The sequence below is a fragment of the Sphingopyxis sp. 550A genome (genome assembly GCF_053569535.1).
Genome location: NZ_CM131615.1, coordinates 3,148,771 through 3,171,900 on the forward strand (window position 1 = coordinate 3,148,771; position 23,130 = coordinate 3,171,900).

Annotated in this window: 21 protein-coding genes and 1 tRNA gene; 8 read left to right on the forward strand and 14 right to left on the reverse strand. The window is 65.6% G+C overall.

Features of this window, described 5'->3' with window-relative positions:
• Positions 1-104 precede the first annotated feature (104 nt).
• The 8 genes from ACVENA_RS15135 to zwf all read right to left on the reverse strand — a co-directional run bounded on the left by ACVENA_RS15135 (position 105) and on the right by zwf (position 12,659).
• On the reverse strand, positions 105-953 hold the full coding sequence (locus ACVENA_RS15135) for an alpha/beta hydrolase (protein WP_449326026.1): 849 nt from the start codon (positions 951-953) through the stop codon (positions 105-107).
• Positions 950-2,398, reverse strand: a complete 1,449-nt coding sequence (locus ACVENA_RS15140) for a DUF3336 domain-containing protein (RefSeq protein ID WP_449326027.1) — start codon at positions 2,396-2,398, stop codon at positions 950-952. The genes ACVENA_RS15135 and ACVENA_RS15140 overlap by 4 nt, the downstream gene beginning before the upstream one ends.
• A gap of 147 nt (positions 2,399-2,545) precedes the next feature.
• A complete protein-coding gene (locus ACVENA_RS15145) occupies positions 2,546-4,177 on the reverse strand; it encodes a wax ester/triacylglycerol synthase family O-acyltransferase (protein WP_449326028.1) in 1,632 nt (543 codons plus the stop codon).
• A 116-nt stretch (positions 4,178-4,293) separates the two neighbouring features.
• Positions 4,294-6,636, reverse strand: a complete 2,343-nt coding sequence (locus ACVENA_RS15150) for a glycerol-3-phosphate 1-O-acyltransferase (RefSeq protein ID WP_449326029.1) — start codon at positions 6,634-6,636, stop codon at positions 4,294-4,296.
• Between the two features lie 163 nt (positions 6,637-6,799).
• Positions 6,800-8,350: an HAD-IB family hydrolase gene (locus ACVENA_RS15155; RefSeq protein ID WP_449326030.1), complete on the reverse strand. Its 1,551-nt coding sequence runs from the start codon at positions 8,348-8,350 to the stop codon at positions 6,800-6,802.
• Between the two features lie 135 nt (positions 8,351-8,485).
• A complete protein-coding gene (locus ACVENA_RS15160) occupies positions 8,486-9,106 on the reverse strand; it encodes a bifunctional 4-hydroxy-2-oxoglutarate aldolase/2-dehydro-3-deoxy-phosphogluconate aldolase (protein ID WP_449326031.1) in 621 nt (206 codons plus the stop codon).
• A gap of 101 nt (positions 9,107-9,207) precedes the next feature.
• Positions 9,208-11,049, reverse strand: a complete 1,842-nt coding sequence (edd, locus tag ACVENA_RS15165; RefSeq protein ID WP_449328950.1) for a phosphogluconate dehydratase — start codon at positions 11,047-11,049, stop codon at positions 9,208-9,210.
• Positions 11,050-11,255: 206 nt separating this feature from the next.
• A complete protein-coding gene (zwf, locus tag ACVENA_RS15170; RefSeq protein WP_449328951.1) occupies positions 11,256-12,659 on the reverse strand; it encodes a glucose-6-phosphate dehydrogenase in 1,404 nt (467 codons plus the stop codon).
• 182 nt (positions 12,660-12,841) lie between these two features.
• Here zwf and glpD point away from each other — a divergent pair, with 182 nt between their 5' ends.
• Positions 12,842-14,362 (forward strand): glycerol-3-phosphate dehydrogenase, encoded by a 1,521-nt coding sequence (gene glpD, locus ACVENA_RS15175; RefSeq protein ID WP_449326032.1) that lies wholly within the window; start codon positions 12,842-12,844, stop codon positions 14,360-14,362.
• Here the strand turns inward: glpD and ACVENA_RS15180 are convergent.
• On the reverse strand, positions 14,359-15,102 hold the full coding sequence (locus ACVENA_RS15180) for an SDR family oxidoreductase (protein ID WP_449326033.1): 744 nt from the start codon (positions 15,100-15,102) through the stop codon (positions 14,359-14,361). The two genes, glpD and ACVENA_RS15180, sit on opposite strands and share 4 nt — an antisense overlap.
• A 93-nt stretch (positions 15,103-15,195) precedes the next feature.
• Here ACVENA_RS15180 and ACVENA_RS15185 point away from each other — a divergent pair, with 93 nt between their 5' ends.
• Complete coding sequence (locus ACVENA_RS15185; RefSeq protein ID WP_449326034.1) at positions 15,196-16,113, forward strand: AraC family transcriptional regulator; 918 nt, start codon at positions 15,196-15,198, stop codon at positions 16,111-16,113.
• Here ACVENA_RS15185 and ahpF read toward each other — a convergent pair whose 3' ends face one another.
• Both ahpF and ahpC read right to left on the reverse strand, forming a co-directional pair.
• Positions 16,114-17,697 (reverse strand): alkyl hydroperoxide reductase subunit F, encoded by a 1,584-nt coding sequence (gene ahpF, locus ACVENA_RS15190; RefSeq protein WP_449326035.1) that lies wholly within the window; start codon positions 17,695-17,697, stop codon positions 16,114-16,116.
• Between the two features lie 183 nt (positions 17,698-17,880).
• A complete protein-coding gene (ahpC, locus tag ACVENA_RS15195) occupies positions 17,881-18,444 on the reverse strand; it encodes an alkyl hydroperoxide reductase subunit C (protein WP_449326036.1) in 564 nt (187 codons plus the stop codon).
• A 189-nt stretch (positions 18,445-18,633) separates the two neighbouring features.
• On the opposite strand from ahpC, the gene ACVENA_RS15200 reads away from it, so the two are divergent.
• Complete coding sequence (locus ACVENA_RS15200) at positions 18,634-18,801, forward strand: hypothetical protein (protein ID WP_257544470.1); 168 nt, start codon at positions 18,634-18,636, stop codon at positions 18,799-18,801.
• 446 nt (positions 18,802-19,247) lie between these two features.
• Here ACVENA_RS15200 and ACVENA_RS15205 read toward each other — a convergent pair.
• Positions 19,248-19,324, reverse strand: a tRNA-Arg gene (locus ACVENA_RS15205).
• A 71-nt stretch (positions 19,325-19,395) separates the two neighbouring features.
• Between ACVENA_RS15205 and ACVENA_RS15210 the strand changes: the two genes are divergently transcribed.
• Positions 19,396-20,145, forward strand: coding sequence for a queuosine precursor transporter (locus ACVENA_RS15210; protein WP_449326037.1), 750 nt, complete (start codon positions 19,396-19,398; stop codon positions 20,143-20,145).
• Positions 20,146-20,152: 7 nt separating this feature from the next.
• On the forward strand, positions 20,153-20,548 hold the full coding sequence (locus ACVENA_RS15215) for a hypothetical protein (protein WP_449326038.1): 396 nt from the start codon (positions 20,153-20,155) through the stop codon (positions 20,546-20,548).
• Here ACVENA_RS15215 and purQ read toward each other — a convergent pair.
• Both purQ and purS read right to left on the reverse strand, forming a co-directional pair.
• Positions 20,510-21,175 (reverse strand): phosphoribosylformylglycinamidine synthase subunit PurQ, encoded by a 666-nt coding sequence (gene purQ / locus ACVENA_RS15220; RefSeq protein ID WP_449326039.1) that lies wholly within the window; start codon positions 21,173-21,175, stop codon positions 20,510-20,512. The genes ACVENA_RS15215 and purQ overlap by 39 nt on opposite strands.
• Positions 21,176-21,197: 22 nt before the next feature.
• Positions 21,198-21,428, reverse strand: coding sequence for a phosphoribosylformylglycinamidine synthase subunit PurS (purS, locus tag ACVENA_RS15225; RefSeq protein WP_058812514.1), 231 nt, complete (start codon positions 21,426-21,428; stop codon positions 21,198-21,200).
• 181 nt (positions 21,429-21,609) lie between these two features.
• Between purS and ACVENA_RS15230 the strand changes: the two genes are divergently transcribed.
• The 3 genes from ACVENA_RS15230 (at position 21,610) to ACVENA_RS15240 (ending at position 23,071) form a co-directional block, all read left to right on the forward strand.
• On the forward strand, positions 21,610-21,783 hold the full coding sequence (locus ACVENA_RS15230) for a (2Fe-2S)-binding protein (RefSeq protein ID WP_095387519.1): 174 nt from the start codon (positions 21,610-21,612) through the stop codon (positions 21,781-21,783).
• Between the two features lie 100 nt (positions 21,784-21,883).
• Positions 21,884-22,366, forward strand: a complete 483-nt coding sequence (bfr, locus tag ACVENA_RS15235) for a bacterioferritin (protein ID WP_449326040.1) — start codon at positions 21,884-21,886, stop codon at positions 22,364-22,366.
• Between the two features lie 282 nt (positions 22,367-22,648).
• Positions 22,649-23,071, forward strand: coding sequence for an addiction module antidote protein (locus ACVENA_RS15240; RefSeq protein WP_449326041.1), 423 nt, complete (start codon positions 22,649-22,651; stop codon positions 23,069-23,071).
• Positions 23,072-23,130: the final 59 nt, after the last annotated feature.

The following is a 23,130-nucleotide window of genomic DNA, read 5'->3' on the forward strand; positions in this document are numbered from 1 at the left end:
CTCTCAAACCACTCGTGTCGAGCGAAGTCGAGACACCCATCGGAACAGCGCAAGACCGATGGGTGTCTCGACTTCGCTCGACACGAACGGAATTGGGGTTGGCTTCAAGCTGCGACATGCGCGTCGAACCAGCCGATCAGGTCATCGAGCACCGCATCGCGCTCGGGCTCGTTGTAGATTTCGTGGAACAGGCCCGGATAGATTTTCAGCGCCTTGTCCCGCGACGACACATGATCGAACAGATAGCGCGAGCCCTCGGGCGCGGCGAGGCTGTCGACGGCACCGTGCTGGAGCAGGATCGGGAGCGTGATCTTCGGCGCGCCCGCCCGCGCGGCCGCCATCGCGTCCATGAACTCCTTGCCGAGCCGCGCGCCGATCTTGCCGGTGTAGACGAGCGGGTCGGCAAGGTAGGCGGCGACCACCGCGGGGTCGCGGCTGACGCCGTTCGCGTCGAGCGCCAACACGCCGAGGCGCGGGAAGAAGCGCGAGAGGAAGCAGCTGATCCAGACGGTGAAGCGCGATGGCGGCGCGCCGGGGACGATCGCGGGGCCCGAAAGCGCGGCGGCAACGAAAGCATCCTGCCGCTCGATCAGGAACAGCGTCGCGATGAGCCCGCCCATGCTGTGTCCGAGAAGCAGGCGCGGCGTGCCGGCATGACTGGCCTCGACCAGCGTCAGCAGCTCGGCCATACCGTCGGTGAAGGCCGAGAAGCGCGGCACATAACCGCCCTCGCCGTCCGACCGGCCGTGCCCCCAATGATCGACCGCGTAAACGGCATAGCCGGCATCGGTCAGCCGCTTCGCGACATGCGCATAGCGCCCGGCATGTTCGGCATAGCCATGCGCGAGCAGCACCACCGCCTTCGGCGGCCCTTCGGGAAGCCAATGGGTGACGTGCAGCTTCGCCCCCGCGCCGGCCGAGCCCGGCGGCAGCATCACCGCGGCTGCGCTCACCGCACCGCCTGCTTCAGCGCCGAAGCGCGGTGGCCGGGGCCGTCGTCGCCCGCCTTGTCGATCTTCGCCAAAATCGCGTCGAGCGCGCGGCTGATCGCGGTCTGGGTGCGCACCATCTCGACCTTCGGCCAGGCGGTGCGCATGCCGGTGTCGATCAACTCGTCGATATCCTCCTGCGCGAGGTCGGAGAGGATTTTCGTCGGCGACCAATATTTGGGCGGGCGGATGATGTTGATGTCGCCGGTATAATCCTGATTGATCACCGAGCGCGCCATGTTCGCGAGGCTGTTGAGCGGCGGCACCATTTCGAGCGGCTTCTGAAAAATCACCATGTTCGCGTTGAGCCACGCCTTGAAGGTCGCCATCGACGCATGCTGGATGGCCTCGAGCGGCGCCATCTGCTTGCGTGTGTCGGTCGCGAAGGGCAGCGCCAGAGGATTGGCCTGGCTGACGATATGATGGTTGACCCCGTACAGCCGTTCGAGCCGCTTGGTCGGGATGTCGTGCGTTACCGACCCGTCGACCCAGCGCCGGTCGGGCTGATAGGGAACGCGGTTGCCGTCCTCGTCGCGCGCCATCAGCATCACCGGCGGAAAGACGCCGGGCACCGCGCAGGAGGCGAGCACCGCCTCGCGGATCAGCACATTGGGCGCGGTGATCGCGTTGAGCAGCCGGCCGTTCTGATGCTTTTCGGCGGGGGCGACCGAGACGTTGAGGTGGCGGCCCGAAATCTCATAGGCCTCCTGAAAGGTCAGGTCGGGGATCAGGTCGGCGAGGCGGCCGCGCACCTCGTCGGGGGCGAGGCGGCGCAGTTCCTCGCCGCGCGCGGGATTGGCGAGCCGCCGGCTTTCAAGGAAGGGGCCGACGTCGGCATTCTTGCGCGTGCAGACGATCGCCGCGACGATCGACCCGCCGCTCGACCCCGCGAGGATGTTCGGCAGCACGCCTTCGTCCCACAGCGCCTTGACCACGCCGACGTGGAAGAAGAGGAAGCTGCCCGAGCCCGAGAGCAGCAGCGCCGAACGGCCGTAGCAATGCTGCGCGCGGCGGAAGAAATCGCGCTTTTCCTCGCGCGGGATCGAGCGCGATGCAGCGATCCTGTCGAGCGCCGCAACGACTTCGGCAATATAGGCCTCGATCAGCTTCTTCGTCCCGAAGCGCGCCTTCTGATAGAGGCGTTCGTGCCCCATGCCGTCGATATTGCCGTGAATGCCCTCGTTGAGCACGAACAACAGTCCCTTGACGTCGTTCGCCGCTGACAGCTTGCGGAGCTTTTCGAGCCGGGCGCGGATCGCCTTGTAATCGAAATGCTGGCTGTCGTCGGCATCGCGCCACGCCTGCATCCCCGATTTGGCGTCATGCGCCTGCGCGGCCCTGGCCCAGGCGGTATAGTCGGGCGCTTTGGCAAGCTCGGCGTCGGCGCTGAGCGTCGGGGCGAAGATCATCCGGTCATCCTGTGTTGTTTCATTTTGGGCGAGAATTGCGGGTTGCGTTGTCTTTGGCAACTGTTTTGACGCCCGCCCTCTCCACCCACGTCACCCCGGACTTGATCCGGGGTCCCGCTCAGCGGCGGTGGGAAGCGGGACCCCGGATCAAACCCGGGGTGACGAAGTGGAGGGTTTCTTCTTTCCCGCTGCCTTCGCCTTGGGCTTGGCGGCAGCTTTCGACGCAGCCTTGGCCGCGCTTTTCGCTGCGGGCGCCGGTTTCGCCTTTGCCTTGGCCTTCGCGGGCGGCTTCGGCGCAGCCTTGGGGGCCGCCTTCGGCTTTGCCGTAGCGGCTTTCGGCTTCGCGGACACCTTCTCCGGTTTCGGCGCCGCGGCCATCAGGTCGGCGAAACTTTCGTCGATACATTGCCTGAAAAAGGCGATGTCAGGCATGATCGCGCGCTCGCAGATGATCGAGAAGGCGATGCGGCCGTTGTAGCTGGGGGTCGCGACGAACAGCCCCATATTGTTCGCGAGCGGTGCCATGCCGTGCTGCTGGACGAGCTTCGCGCCCGCGAGATAGAGCGGCACCTGCGCGCCCGGCACGTTCGAGATGAAGAGGTTGGTGCCGCGCACCGCGAAACGCTCGCTGGTCAGGATGCGCGCGACCGCCGCCATCGTCGCGCCCGGGATATGCTGCGACAGGTCGGTCATGATCCGCGCGCTGACCCCCGCCTTCGCCTCCTTCGCCTCGACCGTATAATCGCGCACCGCGGCGAGGCGTTCGAGCGGATCGGCGATGTCGGTGCGGATCGGCACGCTCATCGCCGAGACCTGATTGCCCGGGGTCGAAGCCTTGCCCGCCGCCTTTTCCTTGCCGCGCAAATTGATCGGCGCGACCGCGACGAGGCTTTCCTGCGGCAGGTCCTTGTGCTTCGCGAGATATTTGCGCAGCGCGCCGCCGACGGTGGTGAGCACGACGTCGTTGACCGTCGCGCCCGGCACTTTCCTGCGGATTTCGGCGACATCGGCGAGCGCGACCGTCGTCGCGTCGAACATCTTGTGCGGGCCGACGGGGACGTTGAAGCGGGTTTCGGGGACGCCGGCGGTCATCCCGCCCTCGCCGATCGACTTGCGCGCCGACGCGACGATCGCGGGCGAGACCTTCATCAGCGCATTCATGAACTTGACCGGTGACTGCATCGACGCCGACCAGGCGCGCGTCATCGTCTCGGCGCTCGACGGCGCGCGGCCGAGGTCCTCGACCGGCGGCGGCTCGGGAATCGCCGGCGTGCCCTGCGCGTCGATGTCGCTCATCGCGATGAAGGCGTGCGCGCCCGAGGCGCCGTCGACAGCAGCGTGATGGACGCGGTGAAGCATCGCGAAGCTGCCCTTCGGGATGCCGGGAATGCGGTCGAGCCCCTCGATGATGTAGATGTCCCAGAGCGGCCGGTTCATGTCCATCGGCTTCGAGAACCAGCGCGCGACCGCGATGCAGAACTGGCGCCAGTCGCCGGGTTCAGGCAGGCGCGCGTGGCTCATATGCGCCTCGATGTCGAAATGCTCGTCCTCGACCCAATAGGGATGGTCGAGATCGAAGGGCAGCCGGTGGAGGCGGCGCTTGAACAGCGGCGAGGTGTGGACGCGGCTTTCGACGTGGCGGATGATGTCCTTGAAGCGCACGAAACCGCCCGGCGCGGTCGAGGGGTCGTAGATATAGACCCCCATGATGTGCGTCAGAATGTTCGCGGTCTGCGTGTAGAGGAACTGGGCATCCTGCGCGCTGAGTTGCTTAAGCATCACTTCCTCCATCCTTTACCCGTCATCCCGGCGAAGGCCGGGATCTCACCCTCTCGTAACAATGCACCGGCGAGATCCCGGCCTTCGCCGGGATGACGGAAAACGGGGCGGATGCGTCAAGCATCGCCCGCCGCCGGCAGCCGGTCCGCCAGCGCCGTCGTCGACAGGCGCATCGATTCCATCACATTGGCGAGCCCGCGCAGTTCGCCAAGCAGCGCGCGCCGCGCGGCGAGACCGTCGGGGGTCGCGGTTTCCGCCAGCCCCATATGCCGCATCAGCGACAGGCCGTTCTCGAAAAGCAGCTTGCCGATCGCCGCCTCGCTGCTGATCCGGCGCAGCAGATAGGCCTGCCGCCCCTCGACCAGCGCGGCATCGAGCAACGCCTTCGCATCGACTTCCTCCCCCGGCTTCGCACGCGCGAGCAGGTCGGCAACGACCGAATAGGCCTCGGCGAAGGGCAGCAATATCGCATGGCCGACCACGGGCTGACAGCGACGCAGAAGCTGCGCAACGCCACGGTCGCCGCTCGCGAGGCGGCGGTCCCAGACGGGATCGATGCGCGCGAGTTCGGCCTCGATCGCGGCGCGATGCTCGTCGCGCGGCGGATAGAAAAATTCGAATTTGAAGAGATCGCGAAGGCGGTCGATCTTCGCCCAGAAAGCCGCGGTGACATCGCCTTTGTCGGCGTCGCGAAGCTCGAACAGCGCCAGCTCGATCATCGCACGATCGAGGAAATGATGCGCGATGATGTTGCGGTAATAGCTCGCCATCGGATGCTTGGCGGGGTCGATCGAATAGATGGTCTCGCTCCCCGCTTCGTAGCGGGTCAGGAGGCCGCTTTCGACGAGCGTGTCGATGGTCGCCGACAGCGCGGCGTCGTCGCCGCTTTCGAGTTCGCGGCTGAGGCGGATGTCGCGCTCGCGCGCCCAGCGGGAGACCGCGCCGATCGCGGCGAGCAGTTCGGCGGCGGTGGCGCCGCGCGGCGCGAGGCCGAGCAGGATCAGGCACATCAGCGAGGTGACGGTGAGCGGCGTGACCCGGTTCGCCTCGACCGCGACCGCGAAGGCGATGCGTTCGAGCGCGCGCCGGTCGTCGGCATCGGGCGCCTGCTCGATCACCACCGGATCGCCGATGTCCAGGCGGATACGGCCCGAAGGCTCCTTGAGGCTCTTCATATAGCCGATGAACCAGCTCAGCGATTCGGGCTTCTTGGCCCGTCCGGTCTGCTCGGCGGCATATTCCTCAACGTCGCGGATCAGGTCGAAGCTGGTGACGAACGGGACGAAATGCACACCCCCGGTGCCCGTCGCGTGGGCCGCATCGAGAACATATTTCATCAGGCCGTATTTGGGCGGCGCCAGCTTGCCGAGCCGCGAGCGCGTTCCCTCGAACGCCCAGCTCAGCGGAAAGCGCTTGGCGAGCAGCCAGGCGATATAGTGGCGCAGCACCAGCTTGTAGAGCGGCTGGTCCTGAAAGCTGCGGCGGATGAAGATCATCCCCGAACGGCGGAAGAATTCGCCCATGATCGCGAAATCGAGGTTCGCGCCGCCGAACAGGTGCAGCATCGGCATGTCGTTATCGTAGGTCAGGCGGCTGGGGGTCGCGCCGTCGATATAGGTCTTGTGGGTGAAGAGGATGCAGGTCGGATGCTCGCGGAGAACCGCGCGCAGTTTCGCAAGCTCTGCGGCGTCGACCTCCATCTCGGGCTCGTAGCCGCCGAACATCATGCGATCGAGCCGCGCGCGCAGATCGAGGAAGAGCGCCGAGGGCCGCGCGATCACCTCCTTCATCAGCGGCCGCGCCTCGCGGTAGAGATCGGCCACGGGGCGGCCGAGCTGGCCTGCAAGTTCGGCGAGTGCGGAGCGGAACTTGGGATTGGTGCGCAGACTGTCGGCGACGAAGCGCGGCACCTTGTAGCGGCTGCCGCGAATGCCGCGCTCGGCGACGTCGAGCGCGAGCGCCGCCTGCCGCGCGACGAAGCCCGCGAATTCGGGGCTGTCGGCGCTCGCGCCGTCGCCGCCGCCGGTCTGCGCGCAGAAACGATCGCGCAGCGCATCGAGCGTCGCGGCCTCGCCGACGAGGATCTGCGCGCGCCGCCGGTCGCGCCAGAGGATGGCGCGCGCGCGCAGCGGGCCGGGGTGGCGCGGGTCGCCGAAGATCAGGTGGCGGAACTTGAGCGCGCGGCCGCGGTCGAAGGCGGGCATACGCCACGCAACGCGCAGCGGCACGACCTGTCGCGACGGCGACCCGTCGAGCCGCGTCCGCAGCGCGTCGACGGGCAGCGCATGGTCACCATCCTCGATGTCGAGGCTGGCCCATTGCGGAGCATCGTCGCCGCTTGTGGCATGGATCCAGTCGAGCAGGATGCGCCGTTCTATGCCATGCCGCGCGTCGATGATATAAAGCCGATCGGCCGCCTGCTCCGCTACGATCCCGGTGCGGGGGGTGCCGTCAGCCATCGCCCTATCTCCGCTCCGCCAGGAGAAATCCGCGACAGGCTTCACGACCCCATACGCCCGTTTGCCCTGAGCTTGTCGAAGGGCCGTCCTTTTCCTTTGCATCGGCTGCAAGGAAGAACGGCCCTTCGACAAGCTCAGGGCGAACGGAGGAAAGTATCATGCTCTAGGCCGTCCTTCCCTTGCGCGGGGAGGTCTTCTTTGCCGCCGCCTTTTTCTTCGCGGGCGCCTTCTTCGCGGGCGCTTCTTTTGCCGTAGCCTTCTTCGCCGGCTTGGGCGTAGGCGGCGCCGCAGCCACCTCTCCTTCCTCTTCCGCCTGCCCCAGCGTGCGCAGGAACATGTTGCGCACCTCGCGGACATGCGCGTTCAGCGTCCGGACGCTCCACCCGGAGGTATCGACCGGCGGCAGCACGGTGACGCGCACCGTCGCGGGGCGCATCACGAATTCATTCTTCGGCGCCACATCGGTCGCATTGTGGATCACGATCGGGACGATCGGCACCCCCGCCTGCATCGCGAGGTGAAAGGCGCCCTTCTTGAAGGGTTCGAGTTTGGGGGTCAGGCTGCGCGTTCCCTCGGGCGCGATGCAGATCGACTTGCCTTCCTTGCGGATCGCGTCGACGAGCGGCTCCATCGCCTTGATCGCGCTCTTGCCGTCGGCGCGGTCGACGAAGACGGTGCCGCCCCATTCCATCAGCTTCCCCAAAATGGGGATGTCCCTGATCTCCTTTTTCCCCACCCCGCCCATATCGCGGCGGATGAGCTTGGCGAGGATCATCACGTCCGCCTTGCTCTGATGGTTGAAGATGAAGACGCACGGGCGCGACGACCAGAGATAACGCTCGTCCTCGACCTCCAGCTCGACCCCGGTAATCGCGGTCGCGAAATCGCCGAACAGGCCCATCGAGAAATTGACCGCCTCACGCTGCGAGCGGGTGAGCGCCCAGATCGGGAGGCCGGCGGCAAAGGCACCGATCAGCGAGCCGGTCGCATAGATGGTGCGCGTATAGTCAACCCACGACGGCGTGCCGCGGCTCGCAAAGCGCTGAACGGGCCAGTTCCGTTCGTCGGCGATGCCCTTCAGCTTCATGTTCGGATTGAGCGGGCGCGGCTTGCCGACACGTTCGAGCAGTTCGATATCGTCGTCGCTGTCCGAATAGAAAAAGCTCTGATCGAGATCGAGGCCGTACTCGGCGGCCAGTTCCTCGGCGGCGAGCACCTTGCCCTCGCCGAAGCACAAAGGGCGGACAATCTCGCCGGTGAAGACGCCGTCCTCGATCTCATAGGCCGAGCATTTGATGTCGGCGATGCCAAGGTCACGCGCGGTCGGCTCGATCTGATAGATCGTCGCCGACGAGATGATCGCCACGCGGTGCCCCTTCGCCTGATGCGCCTCGATGATCGCGCGCGTCTCGGGATAGATTTTGCGCGCGATATGCTTCTTGTAGAGTTCCTCGCCGAACTGGGTGAAGCTCTCTTCGTCGACGCCCTTCATGAATTTGGCGGCGGCCGACATGAGTCCCGAAAAGCCGATGTTGCCGAGGCTGTGCTGCGCGATCACCTGCGCAGTCTCGGCGATCTCCTCGACCGACATCTCGCGGCGCTGGAATTTCTCGCGCAGCATCGCGGTCGCGGAATAGCCCGAGATGATCGTTCCGTCGAAATCGAAGAGCGCGGCAATGTGCGATCCGGGTTCGGACGCGAGAACTTCTTCCAAATGCGGCTGTGGTCGTGGCACAGCAGTCTCCCCACCAACGGCTTTGATGCCGCTTATCCCTGCACGATGACAGGTAAAATGGGGTTAATCAATGGGCCGAACGCGCGGATACCGTCCCTATTGCCATCCCCGCGACTAATGGGGCAGCGCCGCCGCCTCGCGCGCCAGCGTTTCGATACGCCCCGGATCGAGCGGTCCCGACGGAACGACCCAGCTCCCGCCAACGCAGAGCACCGGATCGAGCGCGAGCCAGTCGGGCGCGGTCGCAGCGCTGATGCCCCCGGTCGGACAGAAGCGCGCGTTCCCGAACGGCCCCGCCAGCGCCTTCAGCGCCGGGATGCCGCCGCTCGTCGCCGCGGGGAAGAATTTGAAGCGCGAGAGGCCGAGGTCCATACCGCGCATGATATCCCCGGCGTTGGCGATACCGGGAAGAAAGGGGATGTTGCTCTGGGTCGCCGCCTTCCCCAGCGTGTCGGTCAGGCCGGGCGAAACGATGAATTCGGCACCCGCGTGGATCGCGCTGTTGAGCATCGCGGGGTCGAGCACCGTCCCCGCGCCGACCACCGCGCCCCTTACCGCCTTCATCGCGGTCAGCGCATCGAGCGCCGCGGGGGTGCGCAGCGTGACCTCGAGCACCGGCAAGCCGCCCGCGACGAGTGCTTCGGCCATCGACACCGCATCCTCGACCCGGTCGATGACAATCACCGGAATGACGGGGGCGAGCCGCATGATCTGGTCGATGGACTTGTCGGTCATTGCAAACTTTTCTTTCATCGTCATCCCGGCGAAGGCCGGGATCTCATCGTTGCGTCAGGTCTCACCGTCGAGATCCCGGCCTTCGCCGGGATGACGGAAAGTCAAACGACAGTCTCCATCGCCGCCAGCATCGCCGACCCGCCCTTCTCGGCCTCGTCGGCGTGAATGCGAAACAGCGCGAACAGCTCGCGCCCGACGCCCAGTCCGGATGGCGGCGGCGCGGCGGGTGCGCGCGACGCCCATTCGGCTTCGTCGACCAGCGCCGTCACTTCGCCCTTCACCGCACAGACACGCACCATGTCGCCGTCGCGAAGATAAGCCAGCGGGCCGCTGACGCCGTCGATGCCGGGCAGCGCCTCGGGCGACAAATGGATCACTGCGGGCACCTTGCCGCTCGCGCCCGACATGCGGCCGTCGGTGAGCAGCGCGACGCGAAAGCCCTTGTCCTGCAACACGCCGAGCGCGGGGGTGAGCTTGTGAAGTTCGGGCATGCCATTGGCGCGCGGGCCCTGAAAGCGGACGACGACGACGGTGTCACGGTCGAGCTCGCCCGCCTTGAACGCGGTGAGCACCTGATTCTGGTCGTCGAAGATCCGGCACGGCGCCTCGATCGTCCAGCGATCCTCGGCGACCGCGCTCGTCTTGATGATCGCGCGGCCGAGATTGCCCGCGAGCAGGCGCATCCCGCCGTCGGGCGAAAAGGGCGCGGCCACCGGGCGCAGCATCGTATCGTCGCGGCTCTCGGCGGGCGCAGCCTGCCAGTGGAGTTCGTCATCCGCCAGCACGGGCTCCGACGCATAATCGGCCATCGTGCCGCCGACGGTCAGGATGTCGCCGTGGAGCAATCCGGCGCCGAGCAACTCCCTGACGACGAAGCCGATCCCGCCCGCGGCGTGGAAATGGTTCACGTCGCCCGCGCCGTTCGGATAGACGCGCGCGAGCAGCGGCACTGCATGGCTGAGTTCGTCGAAATCCTGCCAGTCGATGATAATCCCCGCCGCGCGCGCGATCGCGGGCAGATGGATCGCATGGTTGGTCGAGCCGCCGGTCGCGAGCAGGCCGATCATCGCGTTGACGATCGCCTTCTCATCGATGCAGCGCGCGAGCGGGCGATAGTCGTCGCCATCCCAGCCGATCCGGGTCAGCCGGTGCGTCGCGGCGCGGGTCAGCTCCTGCCGCAATTTCGTGCCGGGGTTGACGAAGGCGGCGGCGGGGATGTGCAGCCCCATCAGCTCCATCATCATCTGATTGCTGTTCGCGGTGCCGTAGAAGGTGCAGGTGCCCGCGCCGTGATAGCTCGCCGCCTCGGCCTCCAGCAGTTCGTCACGGCCGACCTTGCCCTCGGCATAGAGCTGGCGGACGCGCTGCTTTTCCTTGTTGGCGAGGCCAGAGGGCATCGGCCCGGCGGGAATGAGGATCGTCGGCAGATGGCCGAAGCGCAGCGCGCCGATGAGCAGGCCGGGGACGATCTTGTCGCAGATGCCGAGCAGAGCCACGCCCTCGAACATCGCATGGCTGAGCGCGATCGCGGTGCCCTGTGCGATATTGTCGCGGCTGAACAGCGACAGGTCCATCCCCGCCTGCCCCTGCGTCACCCCGTCGCACATCGCGGGAACCCCGCCCGCGACTTGCGCGGTCGCCCCGGCCTCGCGCGCGAAGAGTTTGATCTGCTCGGGGTAGCGGCCATAGGGCTGATGCGCCGAGAGCATGTCGTTATAGGCCGTGACGATGCCGATGTTCATTTCGGCGCCCGCGCGGATCGCGGGCTTGTCCTCGCCCGACGCCGCGAAGCCGTGCGCGAGGTTGCCGCACGACAGCGTGCCGCGGTTGGTCCCGGCGTCGCGCTGGCGCTGCATCAGGTCGAGATAGGCGGCGCGGCGCGGGGCGCTGCGCGCGATGATGCGGTCGGTGACCGCGGCGATGGCGGGGTGGAGGTCAGTCATCATATATTCCCAAACCCTCTCCCCTTGCGGGAGAGGGATGCGCAGACTTGCGAGCTTGCTCGCTAGTCGGAGCTGGGTGAGGGGTTGCGGTCGCACCGCGACCGCGCGAGCCGGAAGCTCGCATACCCCTCATCCAACTGCGCCTAGGCGCCACGCGCCAAGGCTTCGTATCCTTCTCCCGCAAGGGGAGAAGGGAGGAAACAATCTCAATCATGCCAGCTCGCTCCATCGCGTTCGATCAGCGCGATCGCGCTCGACGGGCCCCAGCTTCCGGCGGTGTAATTCTGCGGCGCCATGTCGACCTCGGCCCAGGCGCCGAGGATCGAGTCGATCCATTGCCATTGTGCTTCGACCTCATCGCGGCGCACGAACAACGTCTGTTCGCCCTCGATGAAGTCGAGCAGCAGTCGTTCATAGGCGATCCGCCGCCGCTCGCCTTCGAAGCTGTGCGAGAGCGAAACGTCGAGCGTCACTTCCTTCAGCTTGACGCCGTCGCGATCGAGCCCCGGCTGCTTCGCCATCACCTTGACCCGGATATTCTCCTCGGGCTGGAGGTTGATGATCATCATGTTCGCGTCGAGCTTTCCCGCACCGCCGCGCGCGAAGATATTGTGCGGCACCGGCTTGAACTGGATCAGCACTTCCGACTTGCGCTGCGGCATCCGCTTGCCGGTGCGCAGATAGAAGGGCACGCCCTTCCAGCGCCAATTGTCGATAAACGCCTTCAGCGCGACGAAGGTTTCGGTGTTCGACGGATGGCCAAGCTCGTCGGCATAGCCGGCGACCGCAGTGCCGTTCACCGCACCGCTCGTATACTGACCCTTGACGCTGTGCGCTTTCACATCAGCCGCGCTCATCTTGCGGAGGCTGCGGAGCAGCTTGACCTTCTCGTCGCGCACCGCGGTCGAAGACACGCTCGCGGGCGGCTCCATCGCGATGATCGCGAGCAATTGGAGCATATGGTTCTGCACCATGTCCTTGAGCGCGCCGACGCCGTCATAATAGGAGACGCGGCCTTCGAGGCCCACCGTCTCGGCGACGGTGATCTGGACATGGTCGATCGCCTGCGCATTCCACAGCGGCTCGAACAGCATGTTGGCGAAGCGCAGCGCGAGAAGGTTCTGGACCGTTTCCTTGCCGAGATAATGGTCGATGCGGAAGATATGATCCTCGGCGAAGGCATCGCCGACCTGTTCGTTGACCGCGCGCGACGAGGCGAGGTCGTGACCGATCGGCTTTTCCATCGCGATGCGGCATTCGGCGCAGGCGATCCCCGCGCTTTTGAGCCCCTGCGCGATCGGTCCGAACATCGACGGCGGAGTCGAGAGATAGGCCCCGAGCGGGCGGCCGAGCCGGTCGCCGAGCATCGCCGCGAGATCGTTGTAGCCGGTGCCCGCACCGGCATCGACCGGGCAATAATCGATGCGTTCGAGGAAGCCCGCGATCTCGGCGTCGTCGAGCCGGTCGCCGGACAGATGATCGGCCAGCGCCTCTCGCACCATCGCGTGGCAGGCGGGGCGATCCATCTTCGAGCGCCCCGAGGCGACGATTGTCAGCCCGTCGGCGAGCAACCCGTCGACATGGAGGTTGTAGAGCGAGGGAAAGAGCATGCGCTGCGCGAGGTCGCCCGTCGCGCCGAACAGGATCAGGGTTTCGACTTTCACGCTCACTTGGGTTCCCTTCGTAGCTCCGGTGGATTGGAGAAGGCTGGCGATGAATGCAACGCGCATACGTAGGCCGCATACGATGTCCGCTCTTGGCAAAATCCCCGCATTTGCCATAGGGAGCGGCGATGTCCGACAGCACACAGCCCTATGATGTCATCGTCGTCGGCGGCGGTGTCAATGGCGCCGGTATCGCGCGCGATGCCGCGGGACGCGGCGCGCGGGTGCTGCTGATCGAGCAGGGCGACCTGGCACGCGGCACCTCGTCGGCGTCGACCAAGCTGATTCACGGCGGGCTGCGCTACCTCGAACATTATGAATTCGGCCTGGTGCGCGAGGCGCTGAAGGAACGTGAAATTCTATGGGGGATCGCGCCGCATATCATCTGGCCGCTGCGTTTCGTCCTCCCCTATCGCGCGGGCCTCCGTCCGCGCTGGCTGCTGCGGCTCGGCCTGTTTCTCTACGATCATATCGGCGGGCGGAAGAAGCTGCCCGCGACGCGCTCGATCGACCTGAAGCGCCACGAAGCTGGGGCGCCGCTGCAACCGCAATATGCAAAGGCGTTCGAATATTCGGACGGCTGGGTCGACGACGCGCGGCTCGTGCTGCTCAACGCGCGCGATGCCGCCGACCGGGGGGCACGGATCAGGACGCACACGCGCGCCGAACTGATGCGCGTCGAGGACGGGCTGTGGGTCGTCGAGGCATCGGACGATCGCGGCCGCAGCTATCGCTTCACCGGGCGGAGCCTCGTCAATGCAGCGGGTCCGGCAGTGCTCGACCTGCTCACCCGCGCGTCCGCCCCGCCCGACTATCAGATGCGGCTCGTGCGCGGGTCGCATATCGTCGTGCGCCGGAAGTTCGAGCACCCTTACGCCTATTTCTTCCAGCTTCCCGACGGGCGCATCTTCTTCGCCATTCCCTATGAGCGCGATTTCACGCTGATCGGCACCACCGATCAGGATCATGACGGCCCGCTGGGCGACGTCCGCGCGAGCGCCGAGGAAATCGCCTATCTGTGCGAAGGGGCAAGCGAATATTTCCGCGAGCCGGTGACCCCGGCCGACGTCGTCTGGACCTATTCGGGCGTCCGCCCGCTGGTCGAGGATGGATCGGGCCGTCCCGAGGCGGCGACACGCGGCTACCGGATCGACGTCGATCTGGAGGAAGGCGCGCCGCTGCTCACCGTCTATGGCGGCAAGATCACCAGCTATCGCCATGTCGCCGAACATGCAGTCGACGAGCTGTCGGACCATCTGGAGGCAGTGTCGGTCAAGCGCTGGACCGCGACGGCGCCGCTGCCCGGCGGCGATTTTCCGACGAACGGCGCGGCGGCGCTCAAGGCCGAATATAAACTCGCATACCCCTTCCTGCCCGCCGCGACGGTCGACCGGATCGTCAAGGCCTATGGCACCGACGCGCGCCGCTGGCTCGGCGATGCCGACGGCTGGGACGCGCTCGGCGGCGAGATCGCGCATGGGCTGAGCGTCGCCGAGATCGAATGGATGATGACTCGCGAATGGGCGCGTGATGTCGAGGACATATTGTGGCGGCGCAGCAAGCTGGGACTGCTGTTCACGGAGGCGGAGGCAACGAAGCTGGCGGCATGGCTGGAGGCGAAGCGCTCGGTTCCCTCGCAACCGGCCTAAGCCGCCATCAACGCCTGTGCATCGGCCCCGGCGGGAAAATGCGGACGGCCGGTCGTGTCATGCACCGCCGCCCACACCGCTTCGGCCACGTCCCCTTCGGTCGTGAACAGCGCCGGCTCGGCCATGGCGGCGAGGATCGGCGCGGCATAGCTGGCATAGGGTTCGGACAGCACATCCTCGAGCCTGATGTCGGTGTTCTGCGAAAAGGCGGTCGTCGGGCCATAGCCGGGTTCGATCAGCTTCACCGCAATGCCGAGCGGCGCGAGTTCGTGCGCAAGACTGCCGGTGAACCCCTGGATTGCGGTCTTGCTGCCCGTATAGGCGGCAGCGAGCGGGAACGAGGCGAGCGTTGCCGACGAAGTGACGTTGACGATCGTCCCCGCCCCCCGCGCACGCATCTGCGGGATCACCGCCTGCGTCATCGCAATCGTGCCGAGCGTGTTGGTCGCGTAGACGTCGCGAATCTTTTGCATCGGCGAATGCTCAAGGGCGCCGAACAGGCCGATGCCCGCATTGTTGACGAGCACGTCGATCGGGCCGGCCAGTTCGAGCGCCAGCGCAATGCTGTCGGGATCGGTCACGTCGAGGGCGAGGACACGCATCCGTTCCGAAGCTTCGAACAGATCGGTGCGCGGCGTGCGCATCGTCGCGATGACGTTCCAGCCACGGGAATGGAAATGGCGGGCGGCTTCAAGGCCATAGCCCGACGAGCAGCCGGTAATCAGGATGGTCTTCATCATGCGTCCTTTCGAGTTGCGATGAAAACCGTCTAGCCAGACCATGAAGGACTATCTATAATCTATAATCCATATATTATTATAGATAGTCCTGACATGCTCGACCCTCTTTCCGATCTCATCACCCTGCTCCGCCCGAGTACCGTCTTTTCCAAGGGGATCAGCGGTGCCGGCCGCTGGGCGGTGCGCTACGCGGCGTTCGGACATCCGAGTTTCTGCGCCATCCTGGACGGTGCGTGCCGGCTGAACGTGGATGGTCAGCCGCCGCTGACGCTCGAAGCGGGCGATTTCCTGCTGCTGCCCGCGACGCCGGGCTTCACCATGTCGAGCTTCGAACCGGCCGAACCGGTGGCGCTCGACCCGCATGCGACCATCGGCGTAACGGGCGAAGTGCGCCACGGCTTGCAGGACGGGCCGCCCGATGTGCGGATGCTGGGGGGCCACTTCCTGTTCGCCTCACCCGATGCCGGCCTGCTCGTGTCGCAGCTTCCGGCGCTCATCCATTTACGCGGCGCCGGGCAACTGGCGGCACTGGTCCGGATGATCCGCGCCGAAACCGGCGAAGAGCGGCCGGGACGCGACCTTGTGCTCGCACGGCTGGTGGAGGTGCTGCTGGTCGAGGCGCTGCGCGCGGTGGCGGGCGACGAAGCACCGCCCGGGCTGCTCCGCGGTCTCGGCGATCCCCGGCTGGCGGGGGCGATCCGGCGTATCCATAACGAGCCCGCGCGATCCTGGACGGTCGCAAAGCTCGCAAAGGAGGCCGCGCTGTCGCGTTCGGCCTTTTTCGACCGCTTCGCGCGGATCGTCGGGATGTCGCCGATGGAATATGTGCAGGGGTGGCGGATGAGCCTCGCCAAAGACATGCTGCGCCGCCGCACGGGCAAACTCGACGAAATCGCCGAACGCATCGGCTATGGGTCGGCAAGCGCGTTCAGCACCGCCTTCACGCGCCAGGTCGGGCTGCCGCCGAAGCGCTATGCGCTGGCGGCAGCCCCGAACGGATCGGGCGCCTGATCAGGCCGCTTCGACATCCGCTTCCACCGGTAGGCGGATCATATAATCGAACGCCGACAGCGCCGCCTTCGATCCTTCGCCCATCGCGATGACGATCTGCTTGTACGGCACCGTCGTGCAGTCGCCCGCGGCGAAGATACCCGCCTGGCTCGTCTCGCCGCGATGATCGACCTCGATCTCGCCGTGGCGCGACAGGGTCACGCTGTCCTTCAGCCATTCGGTGTTGGGGACGAGGCCGATCTGGACGAAAATGCCTTCGAGCTCGATCTGGTGCGGCTCGTCCTGGTTCCGGTCCTTATAGGCGAGCCCAGTCACCTTCGCGCCGTCGCCGAGCACTTCGGTGGTCAGCGCCGAGGTGATGATCTTGACGTTCGGCAGGCTCGCGAGCTTGCGCTGGAGCACCGCGTCGGCGCGAAGCTGGCTGTCGAACTCGATCAAGGTCACATGCGCGACGATGCCGGCCAGATCGATCGCCGCCTCGACGCCGCTGTTGCCGCCGCCGATCACCGCAACGCGCTTGCCCTTGTAGAGCGGGCCGTCGCAGTGCGGGCAGTACGCCACGCCCTTGTTGCGATATTCGTCCTCGCCCGGCACGCCGAGCTGGCGCCAGCGCGCGCCGGTCGACAGGATCACGGTGCGGGCCTTGAGCGACGCGCCACTCGCAAGCCGAACCTCGTGGAGCCCGCCCTCCTGCGCCGCCGGGATCAGCTTTTCAGCGCGCTGGAGGTTCATGATGTCGACGTCATAGTCTTTGACGTGCTGTTCCAACTGCGCGACGAGCTTCGGCCCTTCGGTGTGCTGGACCGAGATGAAATTCTCGATCGCCATCGTGTCGAGCACCTGCCCGCCGAAGCGTTCGGCGGCGATACCGGTGCGGATGCCCTTGCGCGCGGCATAGATCGCGGCCGCGGCGCCCGCGGGGCCGCCGCCGACGACGAGCACGTCGAACGCATCCTTGGCAGCGATCTTTTCGGCCGCCTTCGCCTCGGCGCCGCTGTCGAGCTTGGCGAGGATCTGTTCGAGCTCCATGCGGCCCTGGCCGAAATTCTCGCCATTCAGGAAGATCGTCGGCACCGCCATCACCTGACGTGCCTCGACCTCGTCCTGAAACAGGCCGCCGTCGATCGCGGTGTGGGTGATGCGCGGATTGACGACGCTCATCAGGTTGAGCGCCTGCACGATGTCGGGACAATTCTGGCACGACAGCGAGAAATAGGTTTCGAAATGATAGTCGCCGCCCAGCGCCGCAACCTGCTCCAGCACCTCAGGCGCGACCTTCGGGGGGTGGCCCCCGACCTGCAGCAGCGCGAGGACGAGCGAGGTGAATTCATGGCCGAGCGGGATGCCGGCGAAACGAACGGCAATCTCGGGATGCCCGGCGCGGCGGATCAGGAAGCTCGGACGGCGCGCATCGTCGTCGGTCTGCGACACGCTGACCTTGTCCGACAGCGTCGCGATCTGGTCGAGGAGGCCCGCCAGCTCGACCGACTTCGGACTGTCGTCGAGCGACGAAAGCAGCTCGATCGGTTCGCGAAGATTCGTGAGCAGACCTTGAAGCTGCTGCTTCAGATTGGCGTCGAGCATGGGGGAGAGCTCCTGTTTGGTTTCAGAAATATCCGTGTGCACCCGCGAAGGCGGGTGCCCATCACCGGATGGTGCAAAATAGAACCGGCCGGAGATGGGTCCCCGCCTGCCCCAAAGGGGCAGTCTATCCTGAGCGCCGCCGCAGGCGGCGTCGAAGGGCGGGGACACACGGCACGTTACGTTTTAGATCTTGCCGACGAGGTCGAGCGAGGGAGCAAGCGTTTCGGCGCCCTCTTCCCACTTCGCGGGGCAGACTTCGCCCGGGTGGCTGACCCAGTACTGCAGCGCCTTGATCTTGCGCAGCAGTTCGGCGGCATTGCGGCCCACGCCCTCGGGGGTGATTTCGAGGAGCTGGATTTCGCCCTGCGGGTCGAGGACGAAAGTGCCGCGGTCGGCAAGGCCGACGCCTTGGCGCAGGACCTCGAAATTGTTCGAGATGCTGTGGTTCTGGTCGCCGACCATGTAATAGTTGATCTTGCCGATCGCCGGCGAGGTGTCGTGCCAGGCCTTGTGGCAGAAATGCGTGTCGGTCGACACGGCATAGACTTCGACGCCCATCTTCTGCAGCTGCGGATAGATGTCGGCGAGATCTTCGAGCTCGGTCGGGCAGACGAAGGTGAAGTCGGCGGGATAGAAGAAGAAGACCGCCCACTTGCCCTTGACGTCGGCATCGCTGATGTCGACGAACTTGCCGTCCTTGTAGGCGGTGGCGTTGAAAGGCTTGAGGGTCGTGTTCAGAACGGACATTCGGGAGAGCTCCTTGGTTGGTGGAGCCCTCCCCTAGCCATGTTTGTTGCAATGCGGAAAGTGAAAATACCGGCCCCTTTGATCGAAAATTTCGATCATTCTTTCTGCCTTCGCTACCTGACCCGATTCGGGAAAAAGCGCCGAATTGCGTTAGGTCTTTTGTGACGGGGTCGTGATAATTGCCCCCGAATGGACCAGATTCGCGATTCCATCTATTATGAGCAGCTCGCGCGTGTCGCGCGGCTGAAAGCGAATGCGTCCGACGACCCCTTTCTCGCACGCCGCCTGCGCGAGGCGGCGGTCCGCCACGAGCAGAAGGCACGCAAGCTGAAGCGCGCCGAACAGGCGCCCGAATAGCGCTGGCGACGGCGATGGCGGAAGCAATGGCGCGCCGGGACCAGCGGAGATGAGCAATACCGTTTCGCTATCGCTCTCTAGGTTACGCCTAGCGTCCCGTCGCCGCCCCTTTGGATGCCTCAAATGGGGTAGGAAACGGACGTGGGATAAGCGTCGCCCCCGCGAAGGCGGGGCCGCTATCGGCCTTATCCTTCAGCGCGTCGTAAACCGACAGCGGCCCCCGCCTTCGCGGGGGCGATGGCTAACTTCGACCGAACCCCGTCATCCCGGCGAAGGCCGGGATCTCGCCGGTGCGACATGGCGATAGGGTGAGATCCCGGCCTTCGCCGGGATGACGGGAGCCGTTAGTAGATGGCCGCTCTCCACCCCTAAGCTGCTTTGCGCAGATGCGGGCGAAGGATGCGTACCGCTGGCTGGAATATCGCACTGTAGAGAGCGATGGAAAATGGCGCGCCCGGCAGGATTCGAACCTGCGACCACCCGCTTAGAAGGCGGGTGCTCTATCCAGCTGAGCTACGGGCGCGCGGCACGGCTGTGCCCGGCGCGAATAGCGTGGTTTGCGCCGGGCGCAAAGCGCGTTAAGCAGCGAGCGCGATGACCGAAACCCAATCCCCGTCCGCGAAGCCCGCGCCCGTCAGCGCGTCGGCCGTCCGGCATTTCCGCTATTACGACCTCATGATGGCGGCCTTCGTCGCGATCCTGCTGCTCAGCAACATCATCGGCGCGTCGAAGCCGAGCTACATCACGCTGCCGAACGGCACCCAATGGGCATTCGGCGCCGGCGTGCTCTTCTTTCCGATCAGCTACATCATCGGCGACGTGCTGACCGAGGTCTATGGCTATGCCCGCGCGCGGCGGGTGATCTGGACCGGCTTCGCGGCGCTCGCCTTCATGGCGTTCATGGCATGGGTCGTCGTGTCGCTGCCCCCCGCCGCGGGGTGGCCGGGCCAGGCCTCCTATGAATTCGTCTTCGGCAATAGCTGGCGCATCGTCATCGCGTCGATGACCGCCTTCTGGGTCGGCGAATTCGCCAACAGCTACGTCCTCGCGCGGATGAAGATGTGGAGCGGCGGACGCCACCTCTGGATGCGGACGATCGGTTCGACCGTGGTCGGCCAGGGGCTCGACAGCCTGATCTTCTACCCGCTCGCCTTTTACGGGCTTGCGGGCTGGCCGCCCGAACAGCTTTACGAGGTCGTGCTGTCGCAGTGGTTCATCAAGACCGCATGGGAAGCCGCGCTGACCCCCGCAACCTATCTGGTCGTCGGGGCGTTGAAGCGGCGCGAGGGTGTCGACGTGTTCGATGAAGGCACCGATTTCAATCCGTTCGGCGCCAAGGTTTGATGTTTCCATGACCCTGATCGAACTGGCCTCCTTGTTCGAGGCCCGCAAACTGTCGGTGATCGAAGCGACCGGTCTCGATAAGGATGCGCTGCATATCTATTTCGGAATGGCGCTGTTCCTGCTGATCCGCCTCGCCTGGCGGGCACGCGGCGGGTGGTTCGCGGCCTGGCTGGCGGTGCTGGTCATGGCGTGCGGCGGCGAATGGCTCGACCTGACCGCGGAATACAGCCATTCGGCGATCCAGCCCGACGCGGCGCACTGGCACGACATCTGGAACACGATGTTCTGGCCGACGGTGCTGCTGGTCGTCGGGCGCTGGCTTCAGCCCGTGGCAGAGGCCCCGACAGACTCCGCCGACGCAATATCAGACGAGAACGCCGAGCGCCGCCTCGAACAAGCGTAGTCCGTCGGTGCCACCGTGCGCGCGATCGATCGCGCGCTCGGGGTGGGGCATCATGCCCAGCACATTGCCAGCATCATTGAGCACGCCTGCGATGGCGCGCGCCGAGCCGTTGACGCCGTCGGTGTAGCGGAAGGCGACGCGTCCCTCGCCCTCGATGCGGTCGAGCGTCGCGGCGTCGGCGAAATAATTGCCGTCGTGGTGCGCGACGGGGATGCGGATTTCCTCGCCCGCGCCATAGGATGCGGTGAACAGCGACTGGCTGTTCTCGACCTTGAGCGGCACGGTGCGGCACACGAAGTTGAGTCCCGCATTGCGCATCAGCGCGCCCGGAAGCAACTGCGCCTCGGTCAGCACCTGAAAGCCGTTGCACACGCCGAGCACGGGCACGCCGCGCCCCGCGGCCTCGGCGACCGCGCGCAGGATCGGCGAGCGCGCCGCCATCGCCCCCGAGCGGAGATAGTCGCCATAGGAAAAGCCGCCGGGCAGCGCGATGAAGTCGGTCCCCTCGGGCAGCCCGGTATCGCGATGCCAGACCATCGCGGGCGCCTTACCGGTGACCTGCTCAAGCGCGACGGCCATGTCGCGGTCGCAGTTGGAGCCGGGAAAGACGATGACGGCGGTCTTCATGGGGCGGGCTCCTGTCCTGCGCTCAGGCGCGTTCGATGCGGTAGTTTTCGATCACCGTATTGGCGAGCAGCTTCGCGCACATCGCGTCGAGATCGGCATCGCTCGTGCCATCGGCGACGTCGAGCTCGATAAAGCGCCCGGCGCGAACGTCCGCGACCCCGCCGAAACCCAAGCCTTCGAGCGCGTGGTGGATCGCCTTGCCCTGCGGGTCGAGCACCCCGGGCTTCAACGTCACATAGACATTCACTTTCATGGGATCGGACCTTTGCGCGCGGGCTTGGGAAGATGGGCGCGCCTATGCCCGCGAATCACGTTGCGGGCAAGGGCCGGAGCGGCGAAAAATGCGTCTCTTCGGACTGCGAACCAATCGCATCTTTCCTGTTGCGAATCCCTCGCACTATCCCTAGATCATGCTTGTTGAGAAGGATTCGCACATGGTCGTCTGTGTCTGCAACGCAATAAGGGAACGGGATTTGCGCGACGTCGCAAAGAACGGCCAATTGCGGTGTGCGAAGGCCGCCTATGCGCAACTGGGTCGCAAACCCAAGTGCGGCCAGTGCCTGTCATTCGCTCGCAATATCATCAGCGACGTCGCCGCGACCGCCTGATTTTTCGCAGATTTCTGCCATTTTCACCCTTGGCCTGAAGGGGCATGGGGCGGTATAATGCCGCCACTCCCACACCCAAGAAAATGACAGGACTGACACCATGAAGGGCGACGAAAAGGTCATCGACTTCCTCAACGAAGCGCTCAAGAACGAGCTGACCGCGATCAACCAATACTGGCTGCACTATCGCATGCTCGACAATTGGGGCGTTGCGCGCCTCGCGCATTTCGAGCGCGAAGAGTCGATCGACGAGATGAAGCACGCCGACAAGCTCGCCGACCGCATCCTCTTCCTTGGCGGGCTCCCCAATTTCCAGCTGCTCGGGCGCCTGCGCGTCGGCGAGACGGTCGAGGAAATCCTCAAGGCCGACCTTGCGGTCGAGGAGGAAGCGATCCCGCTGCTCCGCGATGCCATCGCGCATAGCGAAAGCGTCCGCGACTATGTCAGCCGCGACCTCTTCTCCGACATCCTCGAAAGCGAGGAGCATCATGTCGACGAGCTCGAAAAGCAGTTCGAGCTGATCGAACGGATGGGAATCGAGAATTACATCCAGCTCCAGTCGAAGCCGGTCGGCGAGGATTGATCCGAATCCTGTCATCCCGGCGAAGGCCGGGATCTCGCCGGTGCGTCGCTGCGTGAGGTCGAGATCCCGGCCTTCGCCGGGATGACGAACGGGTCGAAAAGCCGCAGTTTTCAGAGGCATCTTCGGATGCCTCTTTTTTTGCTTGTATTTGCGAATAATTCTCAATAGCAAGGTCGGGCAATCCCCTCCTGCCGGCCGCTGCATCTTCCAGCTGCACCAAAGCGGCCGGCATCTTTTTCCGCCCGAAGCGGACAGGGGGAACAGACCATCAAGGGAGACCTCATGCAGCGCAGCAGCGACCTGATCCGGAAATTCACCGAACAGCCGCTCATCCGCGACCTGCCGGTCGACGCCGCGCAAGCGGTGCTTGCGCTGCGCTACTGCATTCTCTGCCGCCGCAGCGAACGCGACCCGATGCCCGAACTCGAACGGCGCTGGGGCAATATCCTCGCGGCGCGGCGCTATCGCCTGGTGGTCGAGGCGATCGGCCATATCTGGCCCGATCCCTTCGCGGTCGCCCCGCCCTGCTGCCCGCGCGTCAGTTTCGACGAAGCTTTGCTCGCCGCGATGGTCGGCGCTGCGAGCTGCGGCGACCAAGCGCGGTTCGACGCGCTCACCGCCGAGATGCTGGGCAGCGACGCGCGCGCGATGCTGTTCACCACGCTCGAGAATTTCGTCCGGGCCAGAGCGCCGGGCCGGGTCTAAAGTTTGCAGAGGTCGGGTGCGGGGTGTGGAGCGGGCGTTTTAGGGCGAAGCATGTTTCC